The 14,162-nt window shown below is 59.3% G+C and carries 15 protein-coding genes; 13 read left to right on the forward strand and 2 right to left on the reverse strand.

The genetic code is table 11. The features are described from left to right. Window positions 1–757 precede the first annotated feature (757 nt). The 4 genes from exoX (at window position 758) to PYH37_RS04435 (ending at window position 3,641) form a co-directional block, all read left to right on the forward strand. A complete protein-coding gene (exoX, locus tag PYH37_RS04420; protein WP_280732216.1) occupies window positions 758–1,054 on the forward strand; it encodes an exopolysaccharide production repressor ExoX in 297 nt (98 codons plus the stop codon). A gap of 150 nt (window positions 1,055–1,204) precedes the next feature. Continuing rightward, window positions 1,205–2,230, forward strand: a complete 1,026-nt coding sequence (locus tag PYH37_RS04425) for a glycosyltransferase family 2 protein (protein WP_280732217.1) — start codon at window positions 1,205–1,207, stop codon at window positions 2,228–2,230. Window positions 2,231–2,890: 660 nt separating this feature from the next. After that, window positions 2,891–3,364 carry a thermonuclease family protein gene (locus tag PYH37_RS04430; RefSeq protein ID WP_280732526.1) on the forward strand — a complete coding sequence of 158 codons (474 nt, stop codon included), beginning with the start codon at window positions 2,891–2,893 and terminating at the stop codon, window positions 3,362–3,364. 19 nt (window positions 3,365–3,383) lie between these two features. Beyond that, window positions 3,384–3,641 (forward strand): hypothetical protein, encoded by a 258-nt coding sequence (locus PYH37_RS04435; RefSeq protein WP_280732218.1) that lies wholly within the window; start codon window positions 3,384–3,386, stop codon window positions 3,639–3,641. A gap of 179 nt (window positions 3,642–3,820) precedes the next feature. Here the strand turns inward: PYH37_RS04435 and PYH37_RS04440 are convergent, their stop codons facing one another. Further along, window positions 3,821–4,279, reverse strand: a complete 459-nt coding sequence (locus PYH37_RS04440) for a hypothetical protein (RefSeq protein WP_280732219.1) — start codon at window positions 4,277–4,279, stop codon at window positions 3,821–3,823. 103 nt (window positions 4,280–4,382) lie between these two features. On the opposite strand from PYH37_RS04440, the gene PYH37_RS04445 reads away from it, so the two are divergent. From PYH37_RS04445 to PYH37_RS04480, 8 genes are all read left to right on the forward strand, one after another. Beyond that, entirely contained in the window at window positions 4,383–4,715 is a 333-nt protein-coding gene (locus PYH37_RS04445) for a hypothetical protein (protein WP_280732220.1), read from the forward strand. Further along, on the forward strand, window positions 4,712–5,515 hold the full coding sequence (gene exoK / locus PYH37_RS04450; RefSeq protein WP_280732221.1) for an endo-1,3-1,4-beta-glycanase ExoK: 804 nt from the start codon (window positions 4,712–4,714) through the stop codon (window positions 5,513–5,515). The genes PYH37_RS04445 and exoK overlap by 4 nt, the downstream gene beginning before the upstream one ends. Window positions 5,516–5,613: 98 nt before the next feature. After that, window positions 5,614–6,822 carry a glycosyltransferase family protein gene (locus PYH37_RS04455; protein WP_280732222.1) on the forward strand — a complete coding sequence of 403 codons (1,209 nt, stop codon included), beginning with the start codon at window positions 5,614–5,616 and terminating at the stop codon, window positions 6,820–6,822. Continuing rightward, window positions 6,819–7,811 (forward strand): glycosyltransferase family 2 protein, encoded by a 993-nt coding sequence (locus tag PYH37_RS04460; protein ID WP_280732223.1) that lies wholly within the window; start codon window positions 6,819–6,821, stop codon window positions 7,809–7,811. Before PYH37_RS04455 ends, PYH37_RS04460 begins: the two co-directional genes overlap by 4 nt. Continuing rightward, window positions 7,811–8,740 (forward strand): glycosyltransferase family 2 protein, encoded by a 930-nt coding sequence (locus tag PYH37_RS04465; protein ID WP_280732224.1) that lies wholly within the window; start codon window positions 7,811–7,813, stop codon window positions 8,738–8,740. The genes PYH37_RS04460 and PYH37_RS04465 overlap by 1 nt, the downstream gene beginning before the upstream one ends. Then, window positions 8,737–9,759: a glycosyltransferase family 2 protein gene (locus PYH37_RS04470; protein WP_280732225.1), complete on the forward strand. Its 1,023-nt coding sequence runs from the start codon at window positions 8,737–8,739 to the stop codon at window positions 9,757–9,759. The genes PYH37_RS04465 and PYH37_RS04470 overlap by 4 nt, the downstream gene beginning before the upstream one ends. 4 nt (window positions 9,760–9,763) lie before the next feature. Beyond that, window positions 9,764–10,669, forward strand: coding sequence for a UTP--glucose-1-phosphate uridylyltransferase (locus PYH37_RS04475; RefSeq protein WP_280732226.1), 906 nt, complete (start codon window positions 9,764–9,766; stop codon window positions 10,667–10,669). Window positions 10,670–10,723: 54 nt separating this feature from the next. Further along, complete coding sequence (locus PYH37_RS04480) at window positions 10,724–13,096, forward strand: polysaccharide biosynthesis tyrosine autokinase (protein ID WP_280732227.1); 2,373 nt, start codon at window positions 10,724–10,726, stop codon at window positions 13,094–13,096. Window positions 13,097–13,166: 70 nt separating this feature from the next. Here the strand turns inward: PYH37_RS04480 and PYH37_RS04485 are convergent, their stop codons facing one another. Next, entirely contained in the window at window positions 13,167–13,394 is a 228-nt protein-coding gene (locus PYH37_RS04485; RefSeq protein ID WP_280732228.1) for a hypothetical protein, read from the reverse strand. Between the two features lie 216 nt (window positions 13,395–13,610). Between PYH37_RS04485 and petA the strand changes: the two genes are divergently transcribed. Continuing rightward, window positions 13,611–14,162, forward strand: coding sequence for a ubiquinol-cytochrome c reductase iron-sulfur subunit (gene petA / locus PYH37_RS04490; protein ID WP_280732229.1), 552 nt, complete (start codon window positions 13,611–13,613; stop codon window positions 14,160–14,162).

A 14,162-nucleotide genomic window follows, 5' to 3' on the forward strand; every position in this document is an offset into this window, starting at 1 on the left:
GTCGGTCCCGCAGGACGCGGGCTGATCTAGCGCGAGTGTATGGTGAGATTTTGTTTTTTGAAGGCGAAATGATGGCGGCCCTTGCGGACGCCCATCCAAAGCGTTTTGGAGGCGTATGCCTGTCACACTATTACGGACATTTAATTATAACGGTCCAAAATTACAGCTAGGATAGTTCGTCACAAGATTGCCACGTTGAAACATCGGCGGGACTTCATTATTGCATGTCCTAAAGTATTGTAATTCACGTATCATCGTTTCACTCAAATACGCCGCAGCGGCGGCCGAGCGGAATTGGCGCGGGGCAAGTTTCCACCAGTTTGTTGCATTGCATCATTATGTTGCGCTGCACATTTGCTCGCCCATTTGGCATCTGCTCTGTAACAAAAGTTGATCGCGGAAAATCGCTTTCGGCGAGCCGAAAGATGCAGCAATCAGAATAAGTTCGCCTTTCCCCCCTGCTAATTTAGGGGATTGTGTCGCGAGTCAGTAACCACTGAAAACGCGCGGAAAACTATTATTGGCGCGCTCTTCATAACCGGGGATTGCAGAAGGGAACCACTCCAATCACTTTGGAAGGGATTCGTTAGCGATGGGCTTAAAGGCAGCGGAAAGGTTTTTAACGTAGAAACAATAGTGACAAAGTTGCGTTTACATGTTGAAGAAAAAAGCGTCTCCTAATATAGTGGAAACACAGGAGGGAGGCCTGAGAGTCCGATGATAGTTCCGATCGACATTTTGAAAGCGGGATAGCGGTATGTTCGCACCACGCTTCCTTGTAAGCATGATTGGCGCTCTGGCAGTGTTCGCCATCGCGACCTACCTCCTCAATGGTTCACTGGCTTCTACGGCATTACAGACCTTGATCTGCGCCGTGCTCATGCAAGTCGGGTACTTCCTCGCTGTCCTTTTTCTCGTTTGGAAAGAGGCCCGCGATCGCCGCAAGCTCGAGCCCAGTAAGGTGCCGGTAGTCGTCGAGCCAGCGAACGACGACAATCAACCCGGCAAGGTTCGCCTCCGCGGACTGAACCGGCCGCGGCATTTCAATTTCTGATGGCGTGAAGCGCGACTGTCGTCGTCCCTTTCGCACTTGCAAAAAAATTTCCCGTTTGACGCGTTTGCGACATGATCGCCCGGCATGATTCGCGCGTCCGGGTGAAACTCGTTTCGCACCGGCGCATCCGATGACCCGCTGGAGGCCAGTATGACCGCAGCCGCGCGGACGAATGTCTGCATTATCATTGCCGCAAAAAACGCCGCCGACACGATCACCATCGCAATTGCCTCGGCTCTTGCCGAGCCGGAAGCGGCGGAAGTCGTCGTCATCGATGACGGCTCGACCGACGATACAGCTACCGTCGCGCGCGCTGCCGATGACGGGACCGGCCGGCTGAATGTCGTTCGCTTCGAAGAAAACCGCGGCCCTGCGGCGGCGCGCAATCATGCGATCTCGATTTCGCAATCGCCGCTTCTCGGCGTACTAGACGCCGACGATTTCTTTTTTCCCGGTCGGCTGCGGCAACTGCTATCTGAGGACGGCTGGGATTTCATCGCCGACAACATCGCCTTCATCGATGCCGCTCAAGCCGCAAGCGCCCATGGCAAGATCGGTCGCTTCACGCCAAGTCCCCGCCTGATCGATCTTGTCGGCTTCGTCGAGGGAAACATCTCGCGGCGCGGAGTGCGGCGCGGTGAAATCGGCTTTTTAAAACCGCTTATGCGGCGCACTTTCCTCGATCAACATGGGCTTCGCTACAACGAGATGCTGCGCCTTGGTGAAGACTACGACCTCTATACCCGGGCGTTAGCGAAGGGTGCCCGCTACAAGATTATTCACAGTTGCGGTTACGCCGCCGTTGTTCGAGGCGATTCGCTGAGCGGCAGCCACCGAACGATCGACCTGAAACGTCTCTACGAGGCCGATCGTGCGATCCTCGCCGAGAGCCGCCTGAGCCGCGAGGCGGAGGCCGTCATACGCTGGCACGAACGCCATATTCGGGACCGCTACGAGTTGCGGTACTTTCTCGATCTTAAGAACAATGAAGGTTTCAAGAACGCGATCGCTTATGCCTTGACTCACCCGGGCGCCCTTCCCGCCATCGTGGGCGGAATCCTTGCCGACAAGACCGAGCGTTTCCGACGCCCCCGCTCGCCGGCCCCGGTCGCGCTCGGGGGCACGGGTGACGTACGCTATCTGCTCGAAGGATTCGCGATGGAGCGGGGCGAATAACGTTTAATCGGATCTAGTTCGCTGAAACCCGCTATGAACGAAGCGGCTAGCTTGTAATTTTCGTCGCGGGTTCCCATCTAGCGGTCAACAGATTGCTTGGAGAGACGTGTCGGCGCATCGCGCCTGATCTTTTTCCGGGCAGAATTCGCGCTTGGCCGCTGACCACGGATGTACTGGCAGGGCAGAGCAGCGAATGTGAAAAGGTCGGGGAAGCCCGGCCTTTTTTGTTGCCTGCCTGATCAGCCGGTCAGGAACACTTTTGCCTGCTCGGTGTTACCGCTTCAGTGGCAACTATCGGGATTGGGAAGATGAAAGGCATCATTCTCTGGCTGATGGGCGTTCCGCTCATCGTTATCATCCTGCTCTACCTCTTTGTCTTCTAATCGTGAGATCGCGGTCTTGCGCGAAGTTTAGCAAATCCCTCCTGCCGCAACCGAGGCGCGCCGATCGTGATCGATAGGGCTTCGATGTCGACTTTCACCCATAGTTTTGAAGGATGCGGACCGCGGTCGACCTGAGTTAGGCTGATGGGGAATGAGGGTTGCACGGGAATGGGGCATGTTCGGCATCGAGTTCGCTGCAAAGGTCCTCGGAAAAGGACCCTCGTGTCTCTCGTCACGTTCGCGAACAGCAAGGCGGAAGATCAACGCGGTGTTGGCTATGCTTTTAGTCGCCAACGGCGCCGAGGCGGCCGAACCGATCGTCGGACCTGCGTCCACCATCGACGGAGATACTATTGAAATTGCCGGCGAACGCATCCAACTTAACGGTGTGGACGCGCCGGAGGATTGGCAAGTCTGTCTGGATGAAACAGGGGCGGATTACCGGTGCGGTAAGGAAGCGACCTTGGCCTTGGAGGCTTTCCTGTCGGCGTCCCGCCCGACCCGGTGCGAATTTGCCGGGCGCGACCGTTATCGCCGTTTTATCGGCACGTGCTTTCGGGCTGACGGGAGAGATGTGAACCGCTGGCTTGTCGAGACCGGCAATGCTATCGACTGGGAAAGATACAGCAACGGCCTGTATGCCTCAGCGCAGGAAATGGCGAGATCGGCCAGGGCCGGCATATGGCGTGGTCAGACCGACCGATCCTGCCCGGTACGCGCCGGACGCGTGAATGGAAAACCGATCTGTTGAAGGCAGCGAACGAGAGTCAATGATCATCGAAATCTGGATTTTGTGCGCCATTGTTACCGCGGTCATAGCGGCAATGAGGGGCGGTCACAGCCTTCGCTGGCTTCTGATCGGTTGTATTCTTGGTCCGCTGGGGATCGCTGCGGCGGTGCTGATGCCCTCGCTGAAATCACGAGAGCCGAGGGTCGCAGCAGAGCGACAGGCCGAAATCGACGAGATGACCAGACCCTTCCGGGAAAACGAGACGAAGACGATCTCCGTAAAGCCAAAGGATCAATAGCTCCTTCAGACGCGCCATGAACTCCTGGGGGTGGTACGGATTGGCGGTCGATGCGAGCATTCGCTCGCCAATCAAAAAAAGCCCGCCGGTTTGTGGCGGGCTCGGATGGTACTGAAACGACTAAAATATGTGCGCACTATTGCTCGGCGTCGCACGACTTTCCAGTAACATTTTAGGGCTTATCGCCGCGTCGCAGCCTTGCGCTCCGGACGCAGAGGCTGCCTGCTTCCAATTCCACCGAACGAACGTCCATGAATGCCGAGCTCATAGCCGCCCGGCGTTTGCTTGCATGATCGCGCCCGCTTGAACGATTTGGAATGGCGATTGCGAATCTCGCTGTCGGTATGGCGGGCTGCTTTTGACTGCGAAGGCTGCCCAAAGCTTGCCTCATTTCGGGATATCGCCACCTGGGACGGGTTTGTTCCACCAAAAAATTCACGCAATTTAAAAAAATCACAATCCCGTTGTTCAATTTTAGGTTGCCCCAAAAATTTGCGGGGCACAATTTCTGCAACGTGCGGCGAAACCGGGGTTTTTCTCCCGCGAGCATGGCCGGTCTGCCATGGCTTCCCATGCGATAGCTCGCCACTTAGGTGCAGTGCAGCATGACACCATTCAATTTTCTGCTGCACTGCCATATTTTTTCTTTGAGATTGCCCTAGTTTGACTCCCGCGGGCTCAAGTCTGCTCCGTTGAAACGGCTGCCGCAGAGGCGCTGCCCGATAGGGGATGACTGACATCATGAATATGGACGCGAACGTCTCGTCGCGCAGCAATCTGATGCCGATCGTGCTGATCTCGGGCACCATGTCCGCACATGTGCCACTCGGCGACAGGCCGACCAGCACCAACGGGCTGAGTTTCTGCGCACAACTCCCGCTGCTCTTCTTGTTCTGGATGATCTGGAACCGCACCGGGTCCGCACTATATCCGCTCTTCTATTTTACGGCGCCGTTCCTGGCGCTCGCGATTCTCGTCGCTTCGCACAGGCTTATGAAGCGTTTGGCGCCCGTTCGCCTCGGCAGCCTTAGTGGTAGCCGAACAAGTGCGAAACACAAAGGTAACAGGACATGAAATCCGATCGTTATGGCCGCTTAAGTCGCCTCGCCCTCATCGCAATGCTTCCTCTCGCTGCAGCCGGAGCCGCGGCGGCACAAGAGGGCGCCAATGGCACCTCCTTCATGGATGATTTCGATAAGCTCGATACCCGAGTCTGGTTTGTCTCGGATGGGTGGAACAATGGTCCGCACCAGAATTGCACCTGGTCGAAGAAGCAGGTGAAGATTGCAAACGGCATTTTGGAACTGACCTTTCAGGATCGAAAGGAAGGCGAGCGGAATTTCGTTTGCGGTGAAATCCAGACACGCAAACGTTTCGGCTATGGCACCTATGAGGCAAGGATCAAGACCGCAGACGGCTCCGGGCTGAATTCAGCCTTCTTCACCTATATCGGTCCGGCCGACAAGAAACCGCACGACGAGATCGATTTCGAGGTGCTCGGTAAGAACACCGCAAAGGTGCAAATCAATCAATATGTCTCCGCGAAGGGCGGCAACGAGTATCTCGCCGATGTTCCAGGCGGCGCGAACCAGGGTTTTAATGATTACGCCTTCGTCTGGGAGAAGGACCGGCTGCGCTATTATGTCAACGGCGAGTTGGTCCACGAAGTTACGGATCCCGCGAAAATACCGGTCAATGCACAAAAGATCTTCTTCAGCCTCTGGGGAACGGACAAGCTTTCGGACTGGATGGGAACCTTCTCATACAAGGAGCCGACGAAGCTGCAGGTGGATCGCGTCGCTTTCACGGCTGCCGGCGACGAGTGCCAATTCGCCGAGTCAGTGGCCTGCCGCCCTGAACTGAGCGGAAACTGAGCAGATGACCAATTGCTGAGCAATTGCAACCGCTTGTTGCGATACACAAGAAATCGAATTAAGCTCGGCGGGGGCTGAGCAGGGAAACGGACGTTTTCATGCTGCAGATACTTTATTTGGCACAAGATCTGGCCGACCCTGCGGTACGGCGCAGGATTTTGACGCTCGTCGCCGGCGGCGCAAGCGTAACGCTTGCGGGATTCCGCCGCGACAGCAATTCTCTGGCCGCGGTTCACGGCGTCGAACCGGTCGAACTCGGGGTGACGGCGGACGGCCGTTTTGCGCAACGGATCGGGGCCGTTGCCTCGGCGTGTCTGTCGCTCAAGAGCAAGCTCGGAAACGTTCGAAAGCCCGACATCATCATCGCGCGCAATCTCGAAATGCTCGCTGTCGCCAAGCGGGCAGTCACGCTTTTCGGCGGCGAGGTTCCGATCGTCTACGAATGCCTCGACATTCACCGGCTGCTGCTACGCAAGGACGTTGTCGGGCGGGCGCTTCGCGCCGCCGAGGCTCATTTCGGCAAGGACGCGCGCTGGCTGATCACCAGTTCACCGGCCTTCATCGAGCACTACTTTCGTCCGCTTTCGGGGCTGGAGGCGCCGGCGTTGCTGCTTGAAAACAAGGTGCTGGAAATCGACGGCTGCGCAGACCGAAACACAATTTCGGCAGAGTATCCAACGCCCGGCGCGCCGTGGAAGATCGGCTGGTTCGGCGCGTTGCGCTGCCGAAAGTCTCTCGCTCTTCTCGCCGAATTCTCGCGGAAGATGGAGGGGCGCGTCGAGATCGTGCTCAGAGGCAGGCCCGCTTATTCCGAGTTTGAGGATTTTGGAGGCTTCGTGCGCGACGAGCCGTTCATGCGCTTTGAGGGATCCTATCGCAATCCGGAAGACCTCGCCGGCATCTATGGCGATGTCCATTTCACATGGGCAATCGACTTCTTCGAGGAAGGTCAGAATTCCTCCTGGCTACTGCCGAACAGGCTCTATGAAGGCTGCCGCTACGGACGGGTGCCGATCGCCATGAAAGGCACCGAGACGGCGCGCTTTCTTTCCGTACGAGGAATTGGCCTCGTCGTCGAGGAAGCGAGTGCCGACAGCCTCGTCACACTCATCGGCTCCATGACAGCGGACCGCTACGTCGAGGCCGCCGATCGCGTCGGCCAGTGCAACCCGGCGACCTGGGTGTTCGACCGTGCCGACTGCGAGGCACTGGTGCGCCGCCTTGCGACCCTCACCGTCGAAGAGCCGCAGACCATGCCGGCCGGCGCCGTATCGGAGCCCCGTCACAATGAAGGTGGATTGCTATGAACACGGATGGTCTGACATCCACGTCCAGTCTTATCGTGATACCCTGCCTCAATGAGGCGATCCACATCGAAGCGCTGGTCGAAAAGCTGCGGCCGTCGCTGAAGCCCTTGAACGCAACGATCGTCATCGTCGACGGCGGCAGTACGGACGGTACGCGTGAGATCGCTCGCCGCCTTGCCGCCGAGGACCCCCAGGTGCTCGTCCTCGACAATCCGCAACGCATACAGAGCGCTGCCGTCAACCGCGCGGTGGCCGCACTCGGTTCGGAATTCGACTACCTGATCCGCATCGACGCTCACGCGACCTATCCGGATGATTATTGCCAGCGGCTCGTCGAAGACGCTCTGGCGACGGGCGCCGACTCCGTCGTCGTCGCCATGCAGACCGTCGGGATCAGCACGTTTCAGAAGGCGACGGCCTTCGCGCAGAATTCCAAGCTCGGTAACGGTGGTTCCAAGCACCGGGCCGGTGCGGCCGGCCACTGGGCCGAGCATGGCCATCACGCGCTGATGCGTATCGCCGCCTTCAAGGCGATCGGCGGCTATGACGAAAGCTTCAGCCACAACGAGGATGCCGAATTCGACTATCGCCTGAGAAAAGCCGGCTACCGGATCTGGATGACCGACAAAACGAGCATGGTCTACTATCCGCGCGCGAAGGTCGTTCCCCTCTTCCGCCAATATTTCGGCTATGGCCGCGGCCGGGCCAAAAACTTCCTCAAGCACCGTGCCATGCCCGGCATCCGGCAGATTCTGCCGCTCGCGGTGGCGCCCGTAGCCTTCGGCGCCCTCCTCGCAATCATCAACTGGGCTGCCGTCATTCCGGCGGGCCTTTGGGTTATCGCGTGCCTTGGTTACGGCGTCTGGATGGCGCTCGGTCAGCGAAATCCCTACGGGCCGCTCGCCGCCTTTTCGGCCATGGTCATGCATTTCGCCTGGTCCGCCGGCTTCTGGCGGGAGCTTCTCGACCTCCGCCGCCGGGTGGTCTGATGACGAACGAGAACCTCAAGATCGATATCGCCGTCTGCACGTTTCGACGGCCGGAACTCGCTGAGACGCTCCGTTCGCTCGCGACCTTGATTGTGCCGGAAAGCGCTGCGATCCGCATCATCGTCGCGGACAACGACGTGACGCCTAGTGCGAGCGCGCTGGTCGACCGCCTTCGACCGGAACTTCCCTTCGACGTTACCTACGTTCATTGCCCGGCATCGAACATTTCGATCGCGCGCAACGCCTGCCTCGACAACGGCACCGGCGACTTCCTCGCCTTCATAGATGACGACGAGGCCGCTTCGAAGGAATGGCTCGTTCGCTTGCTGGAAAAGGCTCGGACCACCGGCGCCGATGCAATTCTCGGCCCCGTCCGTGCGCATTACGGCCCGTCAGCTCCTGGTTGGATGCGCCGCGGCGACTTCCATTCGACGCTGCCCGTCTGGGTCGCTGGGCAGATCCGCACCGGCTATACCTGCAATGTCCTGCTCAAGCTCAAAGCGCCTTCGCTCATTGGGCGTCGCTTCAAGCTCACGCTCGGCCGGAGCGGGGGCGAGGATACGGACTTCTTCACGGAGATGCATGGCGCTGGCGGAACAATTGCTTTCGCGCCGGAAGCCTGGGTGCACGAGCCGGTTCCCGAAAACCGGACCTCCTTCTCCTGGCTGTCGAAGCGACGCTTCCGCTCCGGACAGACGCACGGCCGCCTTCTCGCAGAGAAAGCAAGGGGCTTGCGCAAGCCTTTGAACCTGGCGCTCGCTGCCGCCAAATCGACCTATTGCATATTCGCCACACTGCTCGTGCTGCCGTCACCCGTTCGCCGTCATCGCTTTTTATTGCGCGCCATCATGCACGCGGGCGTTGTCAGCGGCCTTCTCGGGCAAAAGGAACTCGAACAATATGGAACCGCCGAGGTGACATCACCATGAGCGAGCCGACGACCAATCTCGTTCCCGAGGTAACCTTTGTCGTCGCCGCCTTCAACGCCGCGGAGACAATCATGCGCGCCGTCGAAAGCGCGCTCGGTCAGGAAGGCATCACCGTCGAAGTTATCGTTGTCGATGACTGCTCATCGGACGCCACTCCAGCCCTCGTCTCGGCCATCGCCGATCCACGGGTTCGCCTGATTGCGCTTGAGCGCAACCGTGGGCCTGGCGGCGCCCGCAATGCCGGCCTTACCGCGGCACGGGGCAAGTGGATCGCGATTCTCGATTCGGACGACACGCTGAGACCGGACCGGCTGGCGCGGATGATCGCGCGTGCCGAAAGGTCGGGAGCGCAGATCGTCGTCGACAATCTCGATGTCGTCTCGGTCAACGGCTGCAGCGTAAGAATGTTCTCGGAGGCGGAGCTCGCCGCGCAGCCGCTGCTCACACTTTCCGCTTTCATCGAGTCGAATGTCCTTTTTCGCTCGCAGCACAACTTCGGCTACATGAAACCGATATTCGGGCGCCGCTTCCTCGAAGACCATGCCCTCCAATTCGACGAGGCGTTGCGGATCGGCGAGGACTATATACTGCTTGCCTCCGCGCTTGCCTCCGGTGGCCGCTGCGCGATCGAGCCCTCTGCCGGCTATATCTATCACATCCGCGAGGGATCGATTTCACGGGTGCTGAAGCTCGAACATATCGACGCCATGATGTCCGCCGACGAAGCGTTCCTGCGCCGTTACCGGCTCGATCCGAGGTCTGAAGCAGTGCAGCACAAGCGCAGCCGCGCCTTCCGCCAGGCGCGTTCGTTTCTCGTCCTCGTCGAACAGTTGAAAAACAGATCGTTGGCAGGCGCGCTGAAAACCGCGCTCGCCGACCCTCTTGCGCTTCGGCATCTGCGCATGCCGATCGCCATCCGGTTGCGCCGCCTTGCGGCGCGATTGGCACCTCCCGCCCCCGTGACCGCAGCGGCTGAGCCATCCCCGCTGGGCAACGACTCTCACACAAGTAAAGGATGATACTATGGACCGTATCAGGACCGTCAGAAAAGCAGTGATTCCCGTTGCCGGAAACGGAACGAGGTTCCTTCCGGCGACGAAGGCAGTGCCTAAGGAAATGTTGACGATCGTCGATCGGCCCGTCGTTCAATATGCCGTGGACGAGGCGCGCCAGGCTGGCATTGAACACATCGTTTTCGTAACCAGCCGCAACAAGCAGGCGATCGAGGATCACTTCGACGATACGCCGGAGCTCATCTCTTCGCTTTCGCGTTCGGGCAAGAATGCCCAGATTTCCGAACTTGAAAGCATGTTGCCGGCAGCCGGCTCGGTAAGCTTCACGCGTCAGCAGGCCCCGCTCGGTCTTGGTCACGCGGTTTGGTGTGCCCGCGACCTCATCGGCGATGAGCCCTTCGCGCTTCTCCTACCGGATATGGTCTCCTTCGGGACGCGCGGCTGCCTGGCAGGCTTGGTGGATCTTTATCGCGACGTGGGCGGTAATGTCGTCGGCGTAGAACAATGCGCGCCCGAAGAAGCCTCGAAATACGGCATTGTCGGCAAGGGCGAGACCGTGCGGCACGGTTTCGCCGTGACCCAGATGGTCGAAAAGCCTGCGGCGGGCGAAGCTCCGTCCAACTTCTATCTCAACGGCCGCTACATCCTCCAGCCGGAAATCTTCTCCATTCTTGCCCATCAGCCGCGCGGTGCAGGCAATGAAATCCAGCTCACCGACGGCATGCTCAAGCTTTCGGCGGACCAGACCTTCCATGCGCACCCCTATGACGGCCGAACCTTCGACTGCGGCTCGAAACAGGGCTTCATCGAAGCCAACGTCGCCTTCGCGCTTGCCCGGGCGGATATCGGCGAGACCGTCTTCGAATCCGTTCGCGAGATGGTCCTGTCTCACGAAAGCCGCATCCGGGCGGCATAAGCGAACGTTCCTGGCGGCCAAGGGAGGCCGCCGGGACAAGGACCGGAGAAAAAGATGAACAGAACGGCCCCCATGAAACAGAGAAGTGTCCCATTGAGCACCATCATGCCTCGCGAAGAGCAGTCCGACGGCTTCATCGATCTCGATCGGCTCATGGCTGTCGTCTTTCGCCGAGCCAGGCTCGTCGCAGCCTTCGTTGGTCTCTTCATCGTACTGGGGGTCGTCTACCTGCTATTCGCAACACCACAATATACGTCCCTGACGCAGATTCTCCTCGACGAGAACCTGTCGAAATACGCCGAGGAAGAGCCGGCGCCTGCAAACAGTCAGATGTTGGACACGCAGATTGCGAGCGCGGTCGAAATCCTGAAATCCGGCGAGCTTGCTCTGCGTGTCGTCGACAAGCTCAACCTTTCGGAGAACGACACGATCCTCAATCCTCCCCAGTCGCCGGTCGCCGTCGTCAAGGATTGGCTAAAGACAGCAACCGGACTGTTTTTGAGCGGGCCGACCGTCTCCGAAGAGGCGGCGCGAAATGGCCGGCGAAAGAAAGCGGCCGCCCTTCTCCAGCAGGCGCTGACGGTTGAGCGGGTCGCGCGAAGCTCGGTGGTGGCGCTTGCTTACCGTTCACCCGATCCACAGCTCGCCGCAATCGTCGTGCGTGGCTACGCGGAAGCTTATCTTACCGATCAATTGAACGCCAACTTCGAGGCGACCGAGCGCGCCTCTGTGTGGCTGCAGGAGCGACTGACGGATTTGCAACAGCGTTCGCAAGCCGCAGCGCTCGAGGTCGAAATGTTCAGAAGCGAAAACGGGCTTACCGCCGCTCGCGGCGAGCTGATGTCCGAGCAGCAGCTGTCCGATCTCAACAGCCAGCTCATCGTCGCCCAAGCGGACACCGCCCAAGCGTCGGCGCGCTACAATCAGTACAAGTCGATTGTCGATCAGGGGCCGGAAAACGCGGTGAACAATGCCACCGTTTCCTCCAAGGAGGGCGACAATTCGGTGATCCGCGACCTCAGAACCCGCTATCTCGCTGTCGGCAAGCGCGAACAGGAAGTCACGCAGAATTTTGGCGCCGACCATCCGCAGGCTGTCTCGCTCAGAGCCGAGCAGAGCGATGTCGCCCGGCAGATCTATCAGGAACTGCAACAGCTTACGGCGAGCTACAAGAACGAATACGAGGTCGCCCGCTCACGCGAAGCATCTTTGCGCGAGAGCATCCAAGGCATGGCGGGCAAGAACTCGGAGGCCAGCAAGTCGCTCGTTCAGTTGAGGGAGCTGGAGCAGCAGGCAGCTGCGCTCAAGACGCTTTATGAATCCTATCTCGGCCGCTACGAGCAGGCGACGCAGCAGCGCTCCTTCCCGATCGCCAAGGCACGTGTCATCTCGGAGGCCGGCGTTCCGGTTTCACCGTCGAGCCCGAAGAAAACCATGGCGCTTGCTCTATCGGCCGTGCTCGGCATGATGGTCGGCGGCGCCTATGCAGCGTTTCTGGAGTTTCGCGAAAGGACTTTCCGTCTCGAAGAGGACGTGCGCTCTCTTCTCGGGCACAGAGCGCTCGGCTATGTTCCGCTCATCGGTTCCCGGCCGAAGAAGACGGCGCAGCTCGTGCGCGCTCGCTTCGGGTCGGATAGGCAGCCGGACGACGCGAGCGATGGTGCCATGCCGTTCCAGCGGCTCTCACGCATCGTGCTCGATGCACCGCGATCGGCATTCGCCGAGACCTTCAGGAACGCCAAACTCGCCGGGGACCACATGCTGCCGGGAAATGAAAGCCGTGTAATCGCGATCATTTCCGCTCTTCCGGACGAAGGAAAGTCAGTCATCGCGGCGAATTTTGCGGCTCTTCTGGCAGCGAGCGGCAAACGCACCCTCTTGATCGATGCCGACATCCGCAAGCCGGGCCTGACCCAGATGATCACGCCCGCCCCGAGGACCGGACTGGTAGAAACGCTGACGGGAGAAGCCACGTGGCCCGCCGGGATCAAAGTGGACCAGCGGTCGAAGCTGGCGATCCTGCCCGCCGGCGGCGAGGCATCGCATCACCAGCGGCATCATAGCAATGAACTGCTCGCCTCGCCGGCCATGGCGGGCCTGATCGAGAACGCACGCAATTCGTTCGACTATGTGGTCGTGGATCTAGCCGCCCTTGCTCCGGTCGTCGATGCCAAAGCCTTTGCGCCGCTTGCCGACGGCTTCCTCTTCGTTGTCGAGTGGGGAAGAACGCCGTCACGGCTCGTGCGCGATCTCCTGAACGCCGAGCCGCATATCAATTCCAAGGTGCTTGGTGTGATCCTAAACAAGACCGACATGAATGAGCTCGGGAAATACAGCGATTTCGGCGGGGCTGAAAAATACCGGCATCGCTACGGCAAATATTATATCGAGCAAGGGACTCCCGAAAACCGGTATACGGCCGCCTGATCCGTAAACGACCACAAAGCACCGCGCGTCCGAGCAGACGCGCGGTGCTGTCGCCCCGGGCGCGCACTTGTCAGCGGTGATAAACCTTCGCCGGTTTTCGATCGACCCTGATGAGCCAGGCCACGATCATTAGAACGATCACGGCCGCTAAAACGAGCAGCGACAGCATATAAAAAAGGAAAAACTCGACGAGGCTCGAGGCAATCAGGAACACCCGCCATAGAGCCTTTGGCGACCGCGGCCAATCCGGCAGTTCGTCACGGTTGAAAGCCTCCAGCCGACGGGTAAGGAAGTGCATATGGTGGCTGCCTCGATGAACCGGCTACTGCTCATTAATCAAGTATAAAATGATGCTGCGGCGCAACCGTGGCGATAACGAGGCATCGCGAGCGGTGCCATCCTTGAAGTTGGCGCCGCCGCCTCGAAGGCGTTGACGTAGTCACGATGAAAGCGGAGAATCAGCTGGTCGATAGTTGACAGAGAAGGGGCGCAGATTCTCCTTCAGCGAATAAAAATGACTGACGCCGTCGAACAGACTGAGCAACCCCGTGAGCCGACCCGACGGGATTTTCTTTACCTTTGCACGGGCATGGCCACTCTCGTCGGCGGCGCGGCATTTCTGTGGCCATTTATAGACAGCATGCAGCCGTCGGCAGACGTGACTGCGATGGCTTCCGTAGAGTTCGACATCTCCCTCGTTGAGCCGGGACAGCGTGTCACGATCAAATGGCGCGGCAAACCGGTGTTCATCGTCCGTCGGTCGGAGCAAATGATTGCCCAGGCGCGAGAAGATGATGACAGCCCCGCGCTCATCGATCCCGTTGCAGACAGCGAACGTGCTCCGCGACCCGAATGGCTCGTCCTGGTCGGGGTGTGCACACATCTAGGCTGCATACCCTTGGGCCAGCAGGACGGCGATCCTCGCGGCCCCCATGACGGCTGGTTCTGCCCGTGCCACGGTTCGATCTACGACGTCTCGGGACGGGTTCGCAAAGGACCGGCGCCGCGCAATCTTGAGGTCCCGCCGTACAGCTTCACGGCTGACAACAGAATCATAATTGGGTGA

This window comes from Sinorhizobium numidicum (genome assembly GCF_029892045.1).
Classification (GTDB): Bacteria; Pseudomonadota; Alphaproteobacteria; order Rhizobiales; family Rhizobiaceae; genus Sinorhizobium; species Sinorhizobium numidicum.

Bases quoted from the DNA above. Each gene is read 5' to 3' on its own strand.
- exoX (WP_280732216.1), top strand. From the start codon at position 758: ATGTTCGCACCACGCTTCCTTGTAAGCATGATTGGCGCTCTGGCAGTG.
- PYH37_RS04425 (WP_280732217.1), top strand. From the start codon at position 1,205: ATGACCGCAGCCGCGCGGACGAATGTCTGCATTATCATTGCCGCAAAA.
- PYH37_RS04430 (WP_280732526.1), top strand. From the start codon at position 2,891: ATGCTTTTAGTCGCCAACGGCGCCGAGGCGGCCGAACCGATCGTCGGA.
- PYH37_RS04435 (WP_280732218.1), top strand. From the start codon at position 3,384: ATGATCATCGAAATCTGGATTTTGTGCGCCATTGTTACCGCGGTCATA.
- PYH37_RS04440 (WP_280732219.1), bottom strand. From the start codon at position 4,279: ATGGCAGTGCAGCAGAAAATTGAATGGTGTCATGCTGCACTGCACCTA.
- PYH37_RS04445 (WP_280732220.1), top strand. From the start codon at position 4,383: ATGAATATGGACGCGAACGTCTCGTCGCGCAGCAATCTGATGCCGATC.
- exoK (WP_280732221.1), top strand. From the start codon at position 4,712: ATGAAATCCGATCGTTATGGCCGCTTAAGTCGCCTCGCCCTCATCGCA.
- PYH37_RS04455 (WP_280732222.1), top strand. From the start codon at position 5,614: ATGCTGCAGATACTTTATTTGGCACAAGATCTGGCCGACCCTGCGGTA.
- PYH37_RS04460 (WP_280732223.1), top strand. From the start codon at position 6,819: ATGAACACGGATGGTCTGACATCCACGTCCAGTCTTATCGTGATACCC.
- PYH37_RS04465 (WP_280732224.1), top strand. From the start codon at position 7,811: ATGACGAACGAGAACCTCAAGATCGATATCGCCGTCTGCACGTTTCGA.
- PYH37_RS04470 (WP_280732225.1), top strand. From the start codon at position 8,737: ATGAGCGAGCCGACGACCAATCTCGTTCCCGAGGTAACCTTTGTCGTC.
- PYH37_RS04475 (WP_280732226.1), top strand. From the start codon at position 9,764: ATGGACCGTATCAGGACCGTCAGAAAAGCAGTGATTCCCGTTGCCGGA.
- PYH37_RS04480 (WP_280732227.1), top strand. From the start codon at position 10,724: ATGAACAGAACGGCCCCCATGAAACAGAGAAGTGTCCCATTGAGCACC.
- PYH37_RS04485 (WP_280732228.1), bottom strand. From the start codon at position 13,394: ATGCACTTCCTTACCCGTCGGCTGGAGGCTTTCAACCGTGACGAACTG.
- petA (WP_280732229.1), top strand. From the start codon at position 13,611: ATGACTGACGCCGTCGAACAGACTGAGCAACCCCGTGAGCCGACCCGA.